Source organism: Bacillota bacterium, from assembly GCA_012837335.1.
Taxonomy (GTDB): domain Bacteria; phylum Bacillota; class Limnochordia; order Darwinibacteriales; family DTU012; genus DTU012.
Window position 1 is genome coordinate 1 of record DURM01000077.1, and the last position, 19,617, is coordinate 19,617.

A 19,617-nucleotide genomic window follows, 5' to 3' on the forward strand; every position below is an offset into this window, starting at 1 on the left:
CAGCTGTTTTCTGTGCCACCTTACCCATATCGCCATTTAGCAGCGTCTTCTTGTTAAATTCAGTATCATTGGAAATCCGAGAAAGCTCATCAGCGAGCTGATTAATCTCTTTTTGGATTTCGCCACGGTCAACTTCGGTGTTAGTGTCGGTCGAGGCTTGAACGGCTAGTTCGCGCATTCTTTGCAAAATAGCATGGGTTTCATTGAGTGCACCTTCAGCTGTTTGGATAAGACTGATACCATCTTGGGCGTTTCTAGCAGCCTGTTTCAAGCCACGAATTTGACCTCTCATTTTTTCGGAGATTGCCAAACCTGCTGCGTCGTCACCGGCGCGGTTGATTCTGAAACCAGAGCTCAGCTTTTCCATGGATTTGGATGCATTGGATTGGTTTACACCCAACTGCCTGTGAGCGTTGAGAGCCATAATGTTGTTGTTAATACGCATGTGTTTTCCTCCTTGATTGTCTTTTTTGTTCATCCTTGAACAATTTAATGGTAAGCTAGTCTAGACTTTTCCCCTTGCGCAAGGAATATTACTAGCTATTACATACATCGGACTGTTGGTTTAGGAACTTTAATCAAAAACAAGAAATTTTTTTAGTACATTTTTAAGGTCGATACATTGGCGGTTTCAGCAACCATCCCTTCAGCTTACCGTATTTGATTAGCGCTGTAATCATATCCAGCTCCTCATACACCAAATCTTGGAACAGACCCCTCAGTCTGTCGTTGGTTATTGATTCCTTAATCGCCATCGCCTGCAGGGTGACTGCGCTTTTCATTCCTTCAAGAATGAGGGTGAAGAGGAATTTATCCTCCACATGCTCTGAGGAATCCGGTGTTGGGATCACTTCCGGGTATTTCTCCGGCAGCATCACATTGTACTTGAGAAGCTCCCTTTCCAATAGCTTGGTCTGGGCTTTCATGTTATCAATGCCCTCATTTAAGATCAATTTGAAATCAGCATCATTGGCTAATGACAGAAACAGCTTCGTCAGCTGAATCACCACATATCTGTACGAGAGATGATGCCAGAGATTAAAAATTGTTGTCGAATCGATTCTCTCTGATGTTTGCGCGTGCGGGTTGAAATACTGGGGCGGAAAGTCAACCCAGCCTTTCACCTTCACATAGCGAATAAACTGATCTAGTCTCCGAAATGATCGCTCACTTAACTCCTTAAACAAGCTGAACACATCATCATTGATGTAGCTGTCCCGAAACGAATCAATCAGGATATCAATATCCCGGGCTAGGAACATATGCACTAAGCGAGCGGTCTGGCAGTCTCGCATCGACTCCGGATCAGCCGCCACATTAATATCCGTCAGATTTGGTCTTGGACTTGGAATCGAATACTTATTCAATTCCTTCTCCACCCATTTTACTTCCTTCGTCCAATCATCAACCAGGTGGTTAATGATCAGCTTGAATTCTAAATCATGGACAAAATTAACCATGGTATTGCACTCATCAATAACAATATAGCGGTGCTTCAGCACCCTCCACAGCCGATGCGCTTCTTCTGCCCCTACCTGATCCCGAGCTTTGGCCGCCTTGTCTCTGGTTCGTGTAAAAAGCATCTAAACCCCTTTCCCATCCTCAATCTAGGATTAATATTTCCTAAGGAAAGGGATTGTAACCATTTCCGGTTAATCAAAACTAAGCTTATCCAGGGCGCGGAAATCAATAACCCGCATTGCTTTTTCTACTTCTTCCGGCAGTACTGCCTCAACCTCGTCCACATCCTGCTGGGTAATTCCTAAGAACTCCAGCATTTTCTGATCAACGGAGTACTCATAATCATTTTCTAACAGCGTTTCATAATAACTCATGCTGATCATATCCGCGATGTAATAAAGCGCTACTTCCTGCTTAAAACCATCGCTCTGCCGCGGTTTATGATGGTACATCACCACATGGGCAATATCCTCCGGAAGCTTCCAGCGCCTGCACACCCAGTGCCCCACCACATCGTGGGTTAACCTGCCAAAAACCTTAGCCTCAGCTCTGAGAATCGGAATTTTTTCTTCCACCGCCAAGTTGTGAATCCGGTTTAAGGTAAAGGGCATGCTGTAATCCAAGGCCAGAATCCCAATATCATGGAGCATTCCATAAGTGAGCAGTTTATACTTATCGCACTGCGGGCTGATCCTGCTCGCCTCGCACAACAGCTGGGAAGCAATGGCTGTTCCCAAACAGTGGCGGAGAAACGCATCTCCACTTACGGAAGGCACCGTCTCCCGCTTATTAAACAGCATCTTCACTATCAAGCCCAGAATGATATAGCGCAGCGAATCCATCCCAATCATCAAAACCGCTGTCTCGAGGCTGTCCACCCGGCGGACAATGCCGAAATAACCGGTATTCAGCATATTCAAGATCGTATTAGTCAGCGCCCTGCTTTGGCCGATCGCATCGGTAATCTCCTTGATATTTGCCGACTGGGGACTGCTCAGCTTCTCGATAATCTCCCCCACATAGGGCGGCACATCTGGAAGCTCCCGATCCAGGATTTGAAACAGCACTTCAGACATAATACCCCTCCAATATTAGAGAAAAATATTATCATATTACCTTGAACTTCGGTTACCTAACTGCGAATTCCTTCTTCATTTACTTACTAATTAAAGCTTTTTCACCTTTTAGGCAGGACTACCCTGATCCCACAGGGAACAATAAATGCAGAATCACCCAAAGGAGGTCTGCAAATTGAGAACCAAACAACTCGGCAAGACTGATCTGCAGGTATCGGTAGTCTCATTAGGCACTTGGCCCATGGGTGGAACCACTTACGGCCAGGTTGACGATAACGAATCCATCCGCACCATCAAGGCTGCTCTTGATGCCGGTGTCAACTTAATCGATACCGCTCCCGGCTACGGCAATGGACGGGCTGAAGAGGTTGTCGGCAGAGCGATTAAAGGCCACCGCGATGAAGTGATCATCGCGACCAAGGTCGGAATCGTCCAAACCAAGGACGGCCAGCGGCGCAATCTCAAGCCCGAAAGTATCCGCGTCCAGATCGAAGATTCCCTGCGCCGCCTCGAGGTGGATACGATTGACTTATACCAAATCCACTGGCCGGATCCCCACACTCCTGTGGAAGATTCTATTTACGAGCTGGTTAAACTTAAGGAAGCCGGCAAGTTCAGATACTTAGGCGTTTCCAATTTTGATCCGGAGCTGATGGACCGGGTGATCAAAATCGCCGACCTGGCCAGCCTTCAGCCCCATTACTCCCTCTTAAGAAGAGAAATCGAAGCGGAAATCCTGCCCTACTGCCGCAAGCATCAAATCGGCATTCTCGCTTACGGCTCCTTGGGATCAGGCATTTTAGCGGGCAAATACCGTGGTAAAACAAAGCCTGAGTTCGCTCCCGATGATACCAGGCACCGCTTCTACCGGTTCTTTGAAGAGCCAATGTGGAGCAAAGTAACGGAATTAGTGGAAGTCTTGGCAAAAATCGCGGATAACAGGAACAAACCCATTTCCCACGTGGCCATCAACTGGCTCACCCAGCAGGATGGAGTAACCACAGCCTTGGTTGGAGCGCGGCATCCCGAGCAGATTGTGGAAAACGCGGGAGCCGGAGCATGGACCCTGTCCGAAGAGGAACTTTCGGTCATCGAACAGGCTTATGAACGCATTTTTAATGCCTGACGTAGGAAGACCTGCCCGAACTGCCTCAAACCGGTGACCAATGATGCCATCTACTGCAGTAACTGCGGTAAAAAGCTGCGAGAGTAATCTGTCGTTTAAATTAATTAAGCCGCCTAATTTGTTTAGGCGGCTTAATTTATCTCCTTATTTACTTACCGAACTCTCCCCGGTATTCTTCTAAGACCTTGTAGGCCAGACCAATGTTGAAATCAGGTGTTTCCATATCGTCGCCAACATAGAAGCTTGGGTGCGGCGGCTGGTTGTAAGCCACGTTCTGCCAAGCAATGGCCACCCGGTACTGCCGGTCATGCATAAAGGTGTAAAGCCGGTGCTCGCTTGGATGAGTGGTGAGATAGATTCTCAGCTCCCGGTTATTCTGGGTCCGGAAAATCGCTTCTTCTCTCCAGTCACCAAGGATATCCGCGGTTAAGCTCGGATTACCTTTGGTACCATTGTTAGAATGAGTTCCGGCAAAAGTCACAAGATTAATGGTAGTTTGGTTCTCCCAATCCCATTTATCGATTTTACCCATGCCATTGGTATGATCCAAAAGTTCTCTCAGCAGATCGCCGTCCCACCAGATGGCGTGGTTGGTGGAGTTAGGCGTTCTAGTACTGATAACCTCACCCTTAGCATTAAAGAGGGGACTTCCCGAAGCCCAGGCTTCGTTCCCGTAATGGTTCGGGTCGATATTAATGCTGATCCCCCGGCCCACGTCGTAATTGGTGGGCAGTCCCCACAGGATTTCACCGGTGCGGGCATCTCTTAAGTTGATGCCTGCTGGATTCGGATAAGGCTCATGCACACCGAACACTTCTAAGCCGGGGCGGCTTGGGTCGATATCGGTTACGTGGAGGGCATCGCCATGGCCAAGACCAGTAGAATACAGAAGTGTGCCGTCATGGTCGATCGTGGCTGCGCCGTAGATGATTTCATCCTTGCCGTCACCATCCACATCGGCAATTGACAGCTGGTGGTTGCCCTGCCCCGCTGCTCTTTCTTTGCCGGGATCATTGCTGTCAAAGACCCAAACCGGGACAAACTCACCGTCCTCCCAGTTGTAAGCGGCAATCACCGCCCGGGTGTAGTAACCTCTGGCCATCAACAGGCTTGGTCTCACACCATCAAGATAAGCCACGCCGGCCAAGAAGCGGTCAACCCGGTTACCGTAGCCGTCGCCCCAGGCGCCCACATTGCCCCGCGGCGGATAATAATCAATGGTTGCCAAGGCTTTACCGGTTTCACCGTCAAACATGGTTAGATACTCCGGACCGGCTAAGATATAGCCGGCGCTGTTTCGGTAATCAGCTTCAGGATCACCGATGACATTGCCCAGACCATCTACGGTGCCATCCGCTGTTTTCACAGCCAGTTCCGCTTTGCCGTCGCCATCAAAGTCATACACCATAAACTGGGTGTAGTGGGCACCGGCGCGGATATTTCTGCCCAAATCAATCCGCCACAGTCTGGTTCCGTCAAGCTTATACGCATCGAGATAAACATTGCCGGTGTAGCCGCTGTGGGCGTTATCTTTAGCGTTAGTGGGATCCCACTTCAAAACAATCTCATACTCCCCATCGCCGTCTAAGTCCGCGGCGCTGGCATCATTAGCTGTATAGTGATAACTCACCTGATCAGGGGTTACCCCGCCCGCTGGTGGATCAAGGGGAATGGAGATGTAAGGCACCGGCAGCACTGCCGCAGTTTCCGACTGCTCCACTTCCACACCGTCAATCACCGCTGCTACATAGTACACCGCTGCGTCTGTTCCAGCTTCGTCCAAATAATTGGTGCTGGTGACAATCGGTTCGGAGTTAATTTTAACTCCATCGCGGTAGACGTTAAAACCTAAATCAAAGGGATCTGTTCCTAACAGCCGCCAGCTTAAGTACACACCATTGTCAACTTTGATGGCTGTTAAGCCTCGGTTGAGATGAAACTCTAACTGCGGAACTACCTGATCAAGCGCATTATAGGCTGCTTGGCGGAGTTCCCGCGGCTGGTTTTCATCAGCTACAATCTCACCAAGAATGGCTGCTGCTTTTTGATTGCTCTGCACCATCTGGGCTAGGAGCTCAGCAGCTTCCTGCCAATTTCCTGCATCCACTATACCGGCTTCAATCTGACTAAAGATTTCTTCCCCGGTGTAGCCCAGAATCGCTAAACCTCTGACCGCTGCTTTTCTCACTTCGGCATTTTCATCTTTGAGCAGCGGAAAAACCTTTTCACCAAACACCCGCTCATGGTAGTGGGCAGCGCTTAAAAGCTCAACAGCGGTAATCTTACCAACTGCGTCAGCATTGGTTAAAGCATCAAGCAATACCGCTTCAATGTCCCCATCGCTCCAGCCAAGCTCTTTCAGCATATTCACAGCAGTATTCCGCACTGCAGCTTCGCTGGAAAGGAGCAGTTCCGCTAAGACCGGCGCAACTGCATCCTGATGTTTGTCCACGATTTCCTTCAGCACTTCGGCAGCATAGCTGCGGACCCGGTTTTCGGGGTCGCTCTGCATTAACAGCAGATGGGGCACACCTTCCACAGCCTCAAGCTGGCGCAGGACGGTGATACCTCTAAACCGCGCCGACCAGTCGGAGCTGGTTAAGATTTCAGCAGCGATGTGGGGCACTACTTCCGGTCCCATCGCTACCAATTCCTTGGTTGCCGCAGTCGACTTCACAAAGTTGGAACCTGCTAAATCAGTTAATAAGGCCTGCAGGTCGGCTTCCGCCGCGCTGGCAAAGGCGGCAGTTAAACACAAGAGTACTACCAGCAGTTTCACAACAGCTAATCTACGCATGGAAAACCTCCTATGGTGTTATTGTTCCGCCCAGCACTGTTTCGATCAATCCCGGATTGTAGGTCGGCAGCGGCCGATCCGGACCGATATAGAAACTAGGATGGGGCGGCTGGTTGTAGGCAGTGTTCTGCCAGGCTACTGCCACTCGGTACTGGCGATCATGCATCAGCGTGTGCAGGCGGTGCTCAGTTACATCAGTGGTGGTGTAGATCCTCAGCGCTTGATTGTCGGTGGTGCGGAGAACCACTTCTTCCCGCCAATCGCCAAAGAGATCCGCTGTGAGAGCCGGAGTCGCCTTCGTGCCGTTATTGGAGGCGCAGCCCCTGGCATAGAAAATTTCCCTTACACTTCGCTTTTCCCAATCCCATTTGGAGATGGAAATCCCATCTAACAGTTCCCGCTGCAAATCTCCATCCCACCAGATGGCAAAGTTGATCGACGGTCTGGAAATTGTCAGAGAATCACCGCGGGAAGACCGCACTGTATCCCCTGATGCCCAAGCCTCTGCTCCCGGATAGTTAGGATCGATATCCGCGATTAAGCCCCGGCCCACATCATAATTGGTGGATACTCCCCAAATCAATTCGCCGGTGCGGGCATCTCTTAAGTTAATCCCCGCTGGATGGGGATGGTTTTCATGAACACCGAAAACTTCTAACCCGGGACGGTTAGGATCAAAATCTCCCACATGGAGAGCATCGCCATGGCCGTAGCGGGTGTTGTATAGTGGTGTGCCGTCATCATCAAGCGTCATGGCACCGTAGATGATTTCATCCCGGCCATCTAAATCCACATCAGCAACTGACAGCTGGTGGTTGCCCTGTCCGGCATAGCTGCCATAGCCCGGCTGATTGGAATCAAATACCCAGCGCTTGGTCAGCTCTCCATCCCGCCAATCCCAGGCCACAACCACGGTGCGGGTGTAGTAGCCTCTGGCCATAATCAAGCTGGGCCGCTGGCCGTCAAGGTAAGCCACACCTGCAAGGAACCGATCCACCCGGTTGCCGTAGTTATCTCCCCAGCTCGATACACTGCCCCGGGGCGGCTCATAATCAACAGTCGCTAAAGCAGCTCCGGTTGCACCATCAAAGATGGTTAAATACTCGGGACCGGAGAGGACATAGCCGCTGCGGTTGCGGTAATCAGCGCTGGGATTGCCGATTACCTTACCAGTGCCGTCAACTGTCCCATCGGCAGTTTTAACTGCCACTTCCGCCTTACCGTCGCCATCAAAATCATACACCATAAACTGGGTGTAGTGGGCACCAGCGCGGATATTTCGGCCTAAGTCGATCCGCCACATCAAGGTACCGTCCAGTTTATACGCATCTAAATACACATTGCCTGTATAACCGCTGTGGGCATTATCCTTAGAGTTGGTCGGATCCCACTTTAAGACGATCTCGTATTCCCCGTCACCGTCTAAGTCCGCCGCGCTGGCATCATTAGCGGTATACTCATAGGTTCCATCAGGAGTTCGACCTCCCACCGGACGCTGGAGGGGAATGGTAAGATAGTTCTGCTCCCAGGGAGTTATATTCTCAGCCGCAGTGGTTTCCACACCGTTAACGATCGCGGTGAGAGAATAAACTGCGTCGAGCCTGCCTTCTCTATCTATGTAGTTGGTGCTTTGGGTAATGGGTTCAGAGTTGATCTTTTCCCCATCGCGGTAAAGATTAAAGCCTAAATCATATGGATCGGTGCCTAACAGGCGCCATCCAAGATAAACTCCCTCATCGGTATTCACAGCCACAAATCCCCGGCTGATATGATATTCCATCTGAAAACGAAGTGATTCTAAGCCTTGGTAAGCTGCGTCGCGAAGCTCCTGCGGCTGATGCGGATCCTGGACCACTTCGATCAGTTTCTTGACAGCAGCGTCCTGACTGAGTCCTAAGTGAGCAAGCACCTCCACCGCACGCAGCTGGTCTTCCAAGCTGCCGGTTTCTAACAGCTTTACGGTCGGCTGAATCATGGCATCACTGTCCAATTTCAAACTCAGCATCACCCAGATCGCATCCTGGCGCACATCCCAATCGGGAGCGAGCACCATCGGTTCTAACAGACCGAGCACTACCGACTCAACCCCTGCATCCCCGATTTGCGCTAAGGCTTGGAGGATGCTGACTGCTTCATCCAGCTCCACTTGTTCTACTAATGCCAGCAGCTTCGGCGCTGCGCTTTTCGCTCCGGGTCCAAGCTTAGCCAGCTCAGCCAGGGCAGCTTTTCGCTTGCTGCCGGTATTACTAACCGCTGCATCAGCAAGTTCTGCCGCCAGCTGTGCTTCGGAAATGCCCATCGCCAGCAGGGCTTCCATGGCTGTATCCCGAGCTTGGGAATCAGAGCTCAGGAGATGCTCCACAAACAGCGGCGCTGCGTAGTCCACCTGCTCTTCGCTGAGGTTGCGGGCGGCGGTAATAATAGCGCTTTTAACCGCTGCATCACTGTCATTGATCACAGTCAGCATCGCTTTTACAGCCGCCTCAGTGCCGATCTTGCCCAGCACATAAACAGCCTTCGCCCGATCCCAGGATTCCCGGCTCTGAGTTAACAGCACCCTTAACAAGGGCACTGCCGGCTCGCCTATTTCAATCAGGGTATTTTGGGCAGCGAGCGATTCCCGAAAATTCTGGGAGCGCATTTCCCCGATCAGCTTAGAAATATCGGCTTGACTGACCCCTGTTTCCGCGGAGGCAGTCATGGGTAAAGCCATAATGAGAATCAGCACTAGCGCTAAGAATATGGATGACTTCCGCATAAGTTCAACCCCCTATCTAATTAATTGGGAGCGGAGATGGATTCATCTCCGCTCGCTCAGCTACCGCCCTAGACTTTCCAGGAAGACCTTAATCGATCCCGGATGGTAAGTCTGGGGTTTCATATCATCACCGACGTAGAAGCTTGGATGGGGCGGCTGATTATAAGCCACGTTCTGCCAAGCAATCGCTACCCGGTACATTGGGTCATGCATTAAGGTGTACAGCCGCGCGTCAGTTAAGTCGGTAGTAGTGTAGATGCGCAGCTCGCTGTTATCGCTGGTGCGCCAGATCACTTCTTCCCGCCAGTCGCCGAATAAATCAGCGGTGAGAGTTGGTGTCGATTTCGAACCGTTGTTGCTGGCAACATCTCTTGGAGCCAGCAGGGTGATAATTCTTTCGTTTTCCCAATCCCATTTAGTGATGTGGGTGCCGTCTAAGAGCTCCCGCTGCAGGTCGCCGTCCCACCAGATTACGAAGTTCATGGCCGGAACGGTGGTGCTGATCTGGTTGCCCTTCACATCGAACATGGGGAAGCGGCTGCCCCAAGCTTCACTGCCCCGATAGCGGGGATCGATATTGGTGGCAACACCGCGGCCGACGTCGTGGTTGCTCGGTTTACCCCAGAGCAGTTCGCCGGTGCGGGCATCCCTTAAGTTCATGCCGGAAGCATGGGGGTAGGGCTCATGCACACCAAATACTTCCAGTCCGACCCGGTCCGGATCATGATCCGCAACATGGAGGGCGTCTCCATGCATGAGACCAGTATTGTATAAGCCGGTGCCATCATGGTCAATGGTAATTGCACCGTAGACAATTTCCTGTTTACCGTCAAAGTCAACGTCTGCCACCGACAAGTTGTGGTTGCCCTGTCCTTCCCAGCTTCTTAACCGTGGATCGGAAGCAGTGTCAAACATCCAAACCTCTTCCAGCTTGCCGTCGACAAGATTGTAGGCAACCAAGACGGTGCGGGTGTAGTAACCCCGGGCCATGATTACGCTTGGACGCACGCCATCCAGATAAGCTATCCCTGCCAGGAAGCGGTCCACCCGGTTGCCGTAACCATCTCCCCAGGAGCTGACATTGCCCCGCGGCGGCTTGTAATCGATGGTATCAATCGCTCTGCCTGTTGCTCCATCAAACACAGTCAGGTACTCAGGACCATCGAGAATTCGGCCGTTTGGTCGGCGCCAATCTTTATTGGGATCACCGATCACATTGCCTTCTCCATCAATGGTTCCATCTGCGGTTTTCATGATGATTTCCGCTCTGCCGTCGTTATCCAAGTCGTAAACCATAAATTGAGTGTAATGAGCGCCAGCGCGGATGTTTTTGCCTAAGTCAATCCGCCACAGCATCTCGCCATCTAAGGTATAGGCATCGATATAGACATTTCCAGTGTAGCCATCATGGGCATTATCCTTACTATTGGACGGATCCCATTTGAGGATTATCTCGTAGCGGCCGTCTCCATCAAGGTCAGCTGCGCTGCCATCATTGGCATGGTAGCGGTAGCGCTCTCCCGCTGGAGTTACACCGTCTTCCGGCCGATTAATAGGAATGCTGAGATAGTTCTGGGCCCAAACTGCTGCTGCTTCCGAAGCTTCAAATTCCCGTCCATTGTAGATAGGTTGTACATAATACTCATCGTTGACAGTGCCTTCTGGGTCCAAATAGTTGGTGCTGGTGGTAATGGGCTCGGCAGTTACTTTTTCACCATTGCGGTAAACATCAAAGCCCAGATCATGAGGTTCGGTACCCAATAAGCGCCAGCTTAAGAAGATACCTTCATCAGTTAAAACTGCCACTAAGCCCCGGTCCAAATGCCACTCGAGCTGCGGCACTAAAGATTCTAACCCGGCCAGCGCCTGCTCAACCACTGCAGCGCTGAATTCCCCGCTGGTCACAATTTCCTGCAGTTTTTCCACTGCCACCGGCTGGGTAATCGCAAGCTGAGTTAAGATCTCTACAGCCAGACTTTGATCCTCTGCTGAATCAGAATTAAGAAGAATCTGAACCGGAGCAGCCATGGCTGGTCCGTCCAGTTTCAAGCGCCGCATACCCCAAATTCCTTCCTGGCGCAGATCAAAATCATCGGATAATAACAATGCCGTCAGCATCCCAACCAGTTCTGGATTATTCGCATCGCCGATCGTAGTCAGCACTTCCAGCAGGCGGAACGATTCAGCGTACTTGTCAGGACTGCTTAAATCAACCAGAGGAATGAACTCGTCGACCACATGGGAGGCATTAGCTCCCAGCTTGGACAGCTCAGACAAAGCCAAGTCGCGAGCTTGGTTGGAGCCGGTGATAACCACATCCGCCAGTCCCGCTGCGATCTCCGCTTCCGTTACGCCTAAATCCACCAGCAGCTCGCCGGCAAGTGTGCGGACATAGAGCTGGGTATGAACTAAGTAGGCGGTAAGATGATGAGCAGCAGTCTTTTTGCCCGCTTCATCCAGCTTCATAATTGCGTTTACCGTGGAGTTGCGGACGATTTCATCCCGGTCTTCAACCCCAGATACCAGCGCTTCAACTGCTTGGGGAGTAGCGATACTGCCCAAAAGGTTAACCGCTTTAATCCGGTTCATGAAATCAGCGTTGCGGTAGAGCACATCTGCCACGCGGGGAACAGCTTCATCGCCAAGCGCTGCCAGCGCGTTCTGCGCTTTCATTGCTACGCCAAAGTTGCTGGATAAAAAGTCCTTCATCAACGCGTCAAGATCAGCTTCGCTGGCGGCTGCCACTGCGCTCAGCATGCCAAAAGATAAGATAAGTACTAATGCTGCAGTTAATAGTTTTTTGTGTCTCAATGAGCACCCCTCCTAAATTTTTGCAAATTGATCTTCCTGATACTAATTCAATATAAAAGGGCGGATGCCTTTTTCTTTCCTTAAAAAAGTTTTAACTAAACAAGGCAGAGGAGCGGGAAGATCCACGCCTCTGCCTTTCCTTTTAACATTTAACTTTTGTTACAACCACTTGGCTGTAAATATCATCCCACCGCTCTAGCGAGTGAAATCCAGTGCCCGGATCCAGCGCCGCTGCTGTTCCCGCTGCCGCTGCGGCAGTTAAGCCAGATTCAAGCTGATTGCGCTGGAGCAGTCCGGCGATCAGCCCCGCCACAAAAGCATCGCCGCAGCCGACTGTGTTGACTGCCGCTACTTTGGGGGCAGTCACCCGATAGCACCCTTCCACAGACACTGCTGCAGCTCCGTCTGCGCCTAGGCTGCAGAGGGCTACTTTCACTCCCTGCTGGTGAATCTCCTTCAGAGCCTGGAAAACATCTTCAATCCCGGTAAGGGGGCATCCCACCAACTCCGCCAGCTCACTGTGGTTGGGCTTGATAATCTCTGGCTTTGCTTCCAGTGCCCGCCTTAAGGGCTCACCGCTGGTATCCACCACCGCGGTAAGCTTGGGATTGCGCCTGCGGGCGGCTTTAAGCAGCGTTTGGTAAAAGTCCGGGGGACAGCCCTGCGGGAGACTGCCGGATAAAACCAAGTACAAGGCATTGACCGCCGCCATTTCAACTTGCTCAATCAGCTTTTCCAGCTCTTCCCCAGCGGGGGATCTACCCGGTTCATTAAGTTCGGTAACGGTTTTTGAACCTGCATCATGATTAATAATTTTAATATTAGTGCGGGTTGGATGCTTGGTTCCAATACTCAGATATTTAACGCCGAGCTGCTCCAGGGCACTGCTGATCTCCCGGCCGGTGTCTCCACCTAAAAATGCGGCTGCGAGGACATCAACGCCTAACAGCTTCAGCATGCGGGCGGTGTTGATCCCTTTGCCGCCAACTTCCCGGCGGCTGTCAACAGCCCGATTTACCGCTCCGTACGCGAAGCTTTCCACCTCGACAATATGATCGATACAGGGATTAGCAGTTACGGTCACTACCCGAGCCATGGCTAACTCCTTTTCTGCACCGTTTGAATCAGTTCTTCAAAGGCGCTTTTTTCTACCGGTGGGCTTAAATAATAGCCCTGCACTTCCTTAATATTGGTCTGCTTGATATACCGCAGCTGATCATCAGTCTCAACGCCTTCAGCAATGATGCCGAGCTGCAGCAGCTCAGCCATCGTGAGAATCGAACCGACAATCACCTGATCCCGGTTGTTGGTGATGATGTTATGGATGTAGGCTTTATCAATTTTAATGGTATCAAAGCCCATATAGCGCAGGTGGTTTAAGGAGGCAAAGCCGGTGCCGAAGTCATCAATCGCAAATCTGACGCCATGGTTGCGGAGTCTTTCGATCTGGGGGCGCACTTCAGGCAAGTCCATCGACTGGCTTTCGGTAATTTCCAGCTCCAAATAAGCCGGATCCAACCTGGTTTCCTCGAGGATTTCTAATACCCGGTCGGCAAAGCTCATCTGTTTAAGCTGCACAATCGAGACATTCACCGCTAAGCGTTCCAGCACTATTCCCTGCTCAAGCCAGTTATTGAAATCTGTGCAGGCCTGGTATAAAACCCACTCGCCGATCTGGATGATATATCCGGTTTCTTCAGCTAGGGGAATAAACTCTAAAGGGGGAATTAAACCGTGAACTGGATGTACCCAGCGCACCAGCGCTTCGGCGCCAACAATACTTTGACTGATAATGTTAACCTGAGGCTGGTAATGAAGGATTAACTGGTTCTCCGCTAAGGCAGAAGCCAAATCATTGACCAAGCTGACTCTGCGGCTGATGTGGCGGCTCATCATCGGCTCGTAGCTGATATAGCCGTTTTTGCCGTGTTTTTTCGCCCAATTCATCGCCATGCTCGCATTCTTCAGGAGTTCATAGCGGTCCTGAGCATCTCGAGGCGTAAAGGCGAGGCCTAAACTGGCGGTAATCAAAACATGCCTACCATTAACATAAATCGGGTTGCCAAGATTAGAGCAGATAGCGGCTGCGGTCTGCTCAGCTTCTTTCTCAGTCGTTTCCGGCAGCACCACCGCGAACTCATCCGAGCCTAACCAGGCTGTGTAGCTGTCAGCGGGACAGGAGTTTTTGATGATTTGGGCTGCTTCAGCTAATACACTTTCAATGTCTCGAAATTCAAAGAGCTCACAGACCTCCCGAAAGTTGTCGAGATTCATGATCAAGAGAGCAATGAGATTAGTTTGGTTATCTGGATTAATCAGGAGTGAATCTAGGTATTGATAAAATTGATCGCGTTTGGGCCACTGTGAGAGGGTCTGCATACTGCACCGTCCTTCGGAGTAATTGAAAACATACGGCTGCTTACAATATTCGCCTATAACCGTGATTATCCTTTAAATTAGTTAATAAGTTAACATATCCTTACCCTTGACACTGGCAGTTAAAACCATTATCGTGAATACATACAGGAAATACAGTCACAAGGGGGTGCCCGCGGCAGTATTTTGCTGTGGAAAACAATGACTAAAACCGAGGAAATTAGAACGTTTACATTGAAAAACCGCAATAATCTCAGGGCAGAAATCACCAATTACGGCGCAACCGTCCTCTCGCTTCATGTACCGGACCGCAGCGGTCAGTTTGCTGATGTGGTATTGGGTTATCAGGATGTGGAGGATTATCAAAGGGATACCTACTTTTTCGGAGCAGTAATCGGGCGCTATGCTAACCGCATTGCCAATGGGCAGTTTCAGCTGAACGGAGTTGATTATCAGCTGGCGGCCAACGATGGCGCGAACCACCTCCACGGCGGAACGCGGGGATTTGACCAAGTCATCTGGAACCCGACAGCAAGCAGAGAAAACCAGCTGCAGCTGGAATACATCAGCCCGGATGGAGAGGAGAATTATCCGGGGCGCCTGTACGCGCAGGTAACCTACACCCTGACAGATGACAATGAACTTCGCATTGATTACTGGGCTGTAAGCGATCAAGATACAATCATCAATCTGACCAACCACAGCTATTTTAATTTAAAGGGCCATAACCAAGGCGGTATTCTCGATCACCACTTAAAACTGGACGCCGACTATTATACGCCGATTAACAGTGAAACGATTCCAACCGGAGAAATCGCCAGCGTGGCAGGCACACCCATGGATTTTCGTGAGCTTACGCCAATTAGAGCCAATCTAGATGAAAGCAATCCCCAGATTATATATGGAAGCGGTTTCGACCACAACTGGGTTTTGAATCAAAGGGATGGACTGAAAAAAGCAGCCGAGCTGTATGATCCGGACACAGGCCGCTTGATGGAAGTGCTGACCACCAAACCGGGAATCCAATTCTATTCCGGCAACTTCCTGAAAGCACCGATTCCGGGCAAAAACGGCGCCGCATACGGCCACCGCAGCGGATTATGCTTGGAAACTCAGTATTTCCCCAATTCGCCTAATGTCAGTCATTTCTCCAATCCGATTTTAAGAGCCGGACAAGTCTACCAGCACACCACTATCTACCGCTTTAAAGTCCAATCGGAGTGAGGAAGGCTAAACCAATGGTATGAGGAGTTGCAGTATGTCAAAAAATGAGATCATAACCTTGATCAATAACCGGATTCACGAGCTGAAGTTTCAGCAGGTTCATTTAAGAACCTTTATCCACTCTGACCAGGAACGGTACGATCAAATTGAATTTGCCATCAATGAGCTGAGGCAGCTGTTGAAGCAGATTCAGCAGATGCGCGGCAAAACAAGAGAGGCCAAGTAGGCCTCTCTAATTTTTTACCCTTCCAGCACTTTGCGGGCAAGTTCCAAAGGATCGAGGAATCTGCCTTGGTAAAACACCCGCATATTGCCGCCAGAGATTTCATCAATGAGAGCAATCTCCTGCTCCGCCCCCACTCTTCCAAATTCCAGCTTGATATCGTAAAGCTCCATCTGCTTTAAAGCTAAGTCCTGACGAATTAGATCGGAAATCTCTTTGGTGAGCGATTTTAACCGCTCATACTCTTCTTCCGTGAGGATGCCGAGCATAACCAAACCATCCTTATTGATCGGCGGATCCCCGGCTTGATCATCTTTGAGCGTAAATTCCACCAATCCATCCAGCCGCTGACCCTCTTCCGCGTACAAGCCGTAGCGGCGCAGAAAACTGCCCACCGCCCGGTAGCGGCAGATTACCTCCAACCCATGGCCAAACATTTCCGCCCGTTTCACTGTCATGGTGCTTTCCAGTACCGAAGACTCAAGATAGTGGGTAGGAATTCCGTGGCGGTGGAGCATTTCAAAGTAATACTTGCTCATCCGCAGTCCAGCTTTCCCCGCTCCTTCCACTTTCAGCCCCACAGTATTGGCACCGGGGTCAAAAACACCATCGCTGCCGGTAAGATCATCCTTAAATTTCAGGAGACAGCGCTCATCATCGAGGCGGTAAACGTCCTTTGTTTTTCCCTGATAAACCAATTCCATACAATCACCTTTCACCTGGAGATTTATTTACTAATTTCCTGATCCAGCAGAGTTTTCCTGCCGCAGCAATATTTTCACTTTGTAGAGGGAAACGCAAATCTTAATCTAATAATACAGTAAGGGCTTGCTAATCAGGAAAGGATGAACAATTTGGCAAAGCGAAAGTGGTTCTGGCTTTATTTATCTATTCTGCTCGGATTATGCATTTCCTACGCTGCCGCGGAAGAACCGGCTTTTGCTGGCGATTTCAGCTTTTGGCCGGATTTAAGCGCAAGCGAGAAGCTGGAAGCAGCTTACACAGCCTCCGCTTATTCCCGAAAGTCCAATATCACCTTTAACGATCCGCAGCGGAGCATTAACAGCCAAATACTCTTAGCCGGTGTCAGCTTTGATCACTATGACCTAATTGATAACCGTCAGCAGGTGGTCCACTACTACGCGGAAGCGGAAGAACAGGAGCAGGTTGTTCTCGATATTGCCATCGACACTACCAATTACACCGGTAAATTGGGGCTGCCCCTTGCTGAACCGGAGCAGAAAAAGCTGCGGCGGTTTTTAGGAGCTGATCAGCTGATCGATCCTAATTCAGCCGAAATTCAGGCGCTGATTGCCAGCATTACTGCCGCCAGCGCTGATGCCTGGATTACTGCCGCTGAGATTATGAAGCTGGTGGGCAGCTATCAGGGAGATATGATCCACCGCGCTTTATTGTTTGCTGCCTTAACCCGCGCCGCGGGCATTCCTACCCGCTTTGCCGTAGGCATCCGCTACTTCGATACCCCCAGCCGCTGGATCGGCTGGATCTGGAATGAAATTTGGCTGGGCAGATGGGTCGCTGTTGATCCTGCCTGCCAGCAGATGGCTCCTGATGCCCTGCTGATCAAACTTCTGTCTGCGCCCAGTTTGGCAGATCTAAAGCTGAAACACTCGGATTTCGGGATTCTCCAGTTAGCGATCCGCCAAATTGATATAACTGCCGAACCATAGGCAACTAAATTAAAAAAGGAGAGAAAGAAGATGGTAAAGAAACTGCTTATCACCGCGTTGCTGATGATTTGTCTGGCTCTTGGCGTATCCGGAGCCGAGCTTATGGATCAAAGCACCTTTGTGATGGAAGAATACTCTGTTCCCATCGGCATCGTCAACCAGGAGCTGTACCGAACTGAGACCGGTTATGAGTTTAAGGCTGAACTGGTGATGATGGTTGAGTTTCTAGGAGCTCAGCAGGCGATCCGAGGGTACGAAGAGATGGTTCTTGATGAGGATTTTGCCATCGTTTCCTACACTGCTCTCTCGGAAATTACTGATCCACCGGCAGTGTATGAGATTACTGCTGACTACAGCCTAGCAGAACCGGAAGTTACCATCCGGGCAGCAGACATGTACGGTGTAACCACGGAAACCTATGTCCTAGAACCGGGTGAAAAGCTGTACTATGTGGATACAGTCTTCTATAAGCTGGCAGCCGAAGGATTAGTTCCGGGATCAGAGCATGAGTTTCTGCTCTTGGATACGAATGAATACATACCGACCTATGGATACGTGGTTATCAGCGAAGAGGGAACCTATGATGTGCTCGGTTATGAATTCCAAGGCTACGCTGCTCTCCTCCACGAGTCCGGAGTGGACATGTATATCTACTTTGATGAAAGCGGAGCCATGCACTACAACACCCTCCCCGACTTTCCGGGAATGCTGGCTCGAAGAGTTGACGGGGCTGAACTGGACGAACTGGAATACTACACCGTCAGCTTGAGAACTCAGGAAGCCAATCTTCTGATTTCCCATCCGGTCCGCTCCATCTACAGCCAAATCCTGATTTCCGGCGTAGATCCGGATGCGGTTCAGTTAGAGGATAACCGGCAGCAGATTATCAGCAGTACCGACGCTGGCGTTCTGGTATCGATTTCCAAGGATAACCGCAGTTTCCGGGGTAAATACACTCTGCCGATCGCGGAACCGGAGCTTGCTCCCTATTTAGGCGCCGACCGGTACATCGATCCTAATCTTGATGAGATTCAAATGCTGAGCGCCGGCATCTTAGCAGGCGAAAAGGATGCGTGGACAGCCGTTCAACAGCTTGTTGATTGGGTTTTTGGCTACATCCAAGGGAACCTTACCATGCGGACCAAAACCACCGCCCAGATTATCGCCGATCCAGCCGGCGACTGCAACGAGTACGCTGTGCTGTTTGCCTCCCTTGCCAGAGCAGCCGGAATTCCCACCAGAGTAGCTGAAGGCTACCGCTACCAGGGCGGCTACTGGGCTGCCCATATGTGGAATGAAGTCTGGCTCGGCGAGTGGATCGCTGTCGATCCCAGCCACCGCCAGACTGCTCCTGATGCGCTCTTAGTCAAATTTTTAGACGACGCATCTGTTGCGGACATTCAAGTGCGCCATGTTCCGGTATTTTTAAGCGCAAACCTGGCGATCAAGCAAGTGGATATCTTCTCGAGAAAATCTTTAATCGGCCTGGAAACAGGAGTTATGGACCAGACTTATACTAATACCGACTTTGCCTTCTCAATCACCATTCCAGACCAGTGGGGCTTCAGCGAAGTCTACGACCAGTCATTTGCTGCGGTTGATGCTAGTCAGCTGGCTAATGTGGTGGTAGAATTATACACTCTGCCGGCGGGTATTGATCCCTACTGGCTGATGGAAGCTCAAATTGAAGCGGTGGCAGCTGCTTTCACTGGATACGAGTTCTATGCTCCTGAAGAGATCGCAGTTTTCACCATTGACGGCCGCGATGCGGTGGCTGCAAGCTGGGGCATCGGCATTGATGATATGATGCTCTATCAGGAGATGGTGCTGGTCATAATTGATGATATGTGCTACAACATCATTTTCACCATCCCAGCCATGCTCTACGACAGCTTTGCCGTTGATTTCAACCAGATGCTGGACAGCATTGTGTTTTATTAAAAACTGCATCGAGTAGGTAACCGCTAGGTGATCAGCCTAGCGGTTTTCCTCTCACAGAACGGTACGTACGGACCGCGTATACCGCTCCTGATAGACCTCAGTCATACTTCGTAGTATTGATGCAAAAGACCGA

The 19,617-nt window shown here is 50.6% G+C and carries 15 protein-coding genes; 6 read left to right on the top strand and 9 right to left on the bottom strand.

Annotated features, from left to right (window positions below; genetic code table 11):
* The 3 genes from GX019_10340 to GX019_10350 all read right to left on the bottom strand — a co-directional run.
* A partial coding sequence (locus GX019_10340) for a flagellin (protein HHT37559.1) occupies positions 1-445 on the bottom strand: 445 nt, incomplete at its 3' end.
* A 163-nt stretch (positions 446-608) separates the two neighbouring features.
* Complete coding sequence (locus GX019_10345; GenBank protein ID HHT37560.1) at positions 609-1,583, bottom strand: DUF3231 family protein; 975 nt, start codon at positions 1,581-1,583, stop codon at positions 609-611.
* A 69-nt stretch (positions 1,584-1,652) separates the two neighbouring features.
* A complete protein-coding gene (locus GX019_10350) occupies positions 1,653-2,537 on the bottom strand; it encodes an HDOD domain-containing protein (GenBank protein ID HHT37561.1) in 885 nt (294 codons plus the stop codon).
* A 175-nt stretch (positions 2,538-2,712) separates the two neighbouring features.
* Between GX019_10350 and GX019_10355 the strand changes: the two genes are divergently transcribed.
* Together GX019_10355 and GX019_10360 are read left to right on the top strand one after the other, a co-directional pair.
* Entirely contained in the window at positions 2,713-3,663 is a 951-nt protein-coding gene (locus GX019_10355) for an aldo/keto reductase (protein ID HHT37562.1), read from the top strand.
* 33 nt (positions 3,664-3,696) lie between these two features.
* Positions 3,697-3,750, top strand: a complete 54-nt coding sequence (locus tag GX019_10360; GenBank protein ID HHT37563.1) for a hypothetical protein — start codon at positions 3,697-3,699, stop codon at positions 3,748-3,750.
* 61 nt (positions 3,751-3,811) lie between these two features.
* On the opposite strand, the gene GX019_10365 is transcribed toward GX019_10360, so the two are convergent.
* The 5 genes from GX019_10365 to GX019_10385 all read right to left on the bottom strand — a co-directional run bounded on the left by GX019_10365 (position 3,812) and on the right by GX019_10385 (position 14,408).
* Complete coding sequence (locus GX019_10365) at positions 3,812-5,725, bottom strand: rhamnogalacturonan lyase (protein HHT37564.1); 1,914 nt, start codon at positions 5,723-5,725, stop codon at positions 3,812-3,814.
* Between the two features lie 745 nt (positions 5,726-6,470).
* Positions 6,471-9,218: a hypothetical protein gene (locus GX019_10370; GenBank protein ID HHT37565.1), complete on the bottom strand. Its 2,748-nt coding sequence runs from the start codon at positions 9,216-9,218 to the stop codon at positions 6,471-6,473.
* Positions 9,219-9,278: 60 nt separating this feature from the next.
* Positions 9,279-12,029, bottom strand: a complete 2,751-nt coding sequence (locus GX019_10375) for a hypothetical protein (GenBank protein HHT37566.1) — start codon at positions 12,027-12,029, stop codon at positions 9,279-9,281.
* A 142-nt stretch (positions 12,030-12,171) separates the two neighbouring features.
* On the bottom strand, positions 12,172-13,125 hold the full coding sequence (pfkB, locus tag GX019_10380; GenBank protein HHT37567.1) for a 1-phosphofructokinase: 954 nt from the start codon (positions 13,123-13,125) through the stop codon (positions 12,172-12,174).
* A 2-nt stretch (positions 13,126-13,127) separates the two neighbouring features.
* On the bottom strand, positions 13,128-14,408 hold the full coding sequence (locus tag GX019_10385; protein HHT37568.1) for a bifunctional diguanylate cyclase/phosphodiesterase: 1,281 nt from the start codon (positions 14,406-14,408) through the stop codon (positions 13,128-13,130).
* A gap of 198 nt (positions 14,409-14,606) precedes the next feature.
* On the opposite strand from GX019_10385, the gene GX019_10390 reads away from it, so the two are divergent.
* Positions 14,607-15,629, top strand: coding sequence for a galactose mutarotase (locus GX019_10390; protein HHT37569.1), 1,023 nt, complete (start codon positions 14,607-14,609; stop codon positions 15,627-15,629).
* Between the two features lie 34 nt (positions 15,630-15,663).
* Positions 15,664-15,855, top strand: coding sequence for a hypothetical protein (locus tag GX019_10395; protein HHT37570.1), 192 nt, complete (start codon positions 15,664-15,666; stop codon positions 15,853-15,855).
* 14 nt (positions 15,856-15,869) lie between these two features.
* Here GX019_10395 and GX019_10400 read toward each other — a convergent pair whose 3' ends face one another.
* Positions 15,870-16,556: a phosphoribosylaminoimidazolesuccinocarboxamide synthase gene (locus tag GX019_10400; protein HHT37571.1), complete on the bottom strand. Its 687-nt coding sequence runs from the start codon at positions 16,554-16,556 to the stop codon at positions 15,870-15,872.
* Between the two features lie 150 nt (positions 16,557-16,706).
* On the opposite strand from GX019_10400, the gene GX019_10405 reads away from it, so the two are divergent.
* Both GX019_10405 and GX019_10410 read left to right on the top strand, forming a co-directional pair.
* A complete protein-coding gene (locus GX019_10405; protein HHT37572.1) occupies positions 16,707-17,543 on the top strand; it encodes a transglutaminase domain-containing protein in 837 nt (278 codons plus the stop codon).
* Positions 17,544-17,573: 30 nt separating this feature from the next.
* Entirely contained in the window at positions 17,574-19,484 is a 1,911-nt protein-coding gene (locus GX019_10410; protein ID HHT37573.1) for a transglutaminase domain-containing protein, read from the top strand.
* Positions 19,485-19,617: the final 133 nt, after the last annotated feature.

Coding starts and splice junctions, on each gene's coding strand:
- GX019_10345 (HHT37560.1), bottom strand. CDS start 1,583: ATGCTTTTTACACGAACCAGAGACAAGGCGGCCAAAGCTCGGGATCAG.
- GX019_10350 (HHT37561.1), bottom strand. CDS start 2,537: ATGTCTGAAGTGCTGTTTCAAATCCTGGATCGGGAGCTTCCAGATGTG.
- GX019_10365 (HHT37564.1), bottom strand. CDS start 5,725: ATGGTGCAGAGCAATCAAAAAGCAGCAGCCATTCTTGGTGAGATTGTA.
- GX019_10370 (HHT37565.1), bottom strand. CDS start 9,218: ATGCGGAAGTCATCCATATTCTTAGCGCTAGTGCTGATTCTCATTATG.
- pfkB (HHT37567.1), bottom strand. CDS start 13,125: ATGGCTCGGGTAGTGACCGTAACTGCTAATCCCTGTATCGATCATATT.
- GX019_10385 (HHT37568.1), bottom strand. CDS start 14,408: ATGCAGACCCTCTCACAGTGGCCCAAACGCGATCAATTTTATCAATAC.
- GX019_10390 (HHT37569.1), top strand. CDS start 14,607: ATGACTAAAACCGAGGAAATTAGAACGTTTACATTGAAAAACCGCAAT.
- GX019_10395 (HHT37570.1), top strand. CDS start 15,664: ATGTCAAAAAATGAGATCATAACCTTGATCAATAACCGGATTCACGAG.
- GX019_10400 (HHT37571.1), bottom strand. CDS start 16,556: ATGGAATTGGTTTATCAGGGAAAAACAAAGGACGTTTACCGCCTCGAT.
- GX019_10410 (HHT37573.1), top strand. CDS start 17,574: ATGGTAAAGAAACTGCTTATCACCGCGTTGCTGATGATTTGTCTGGCT.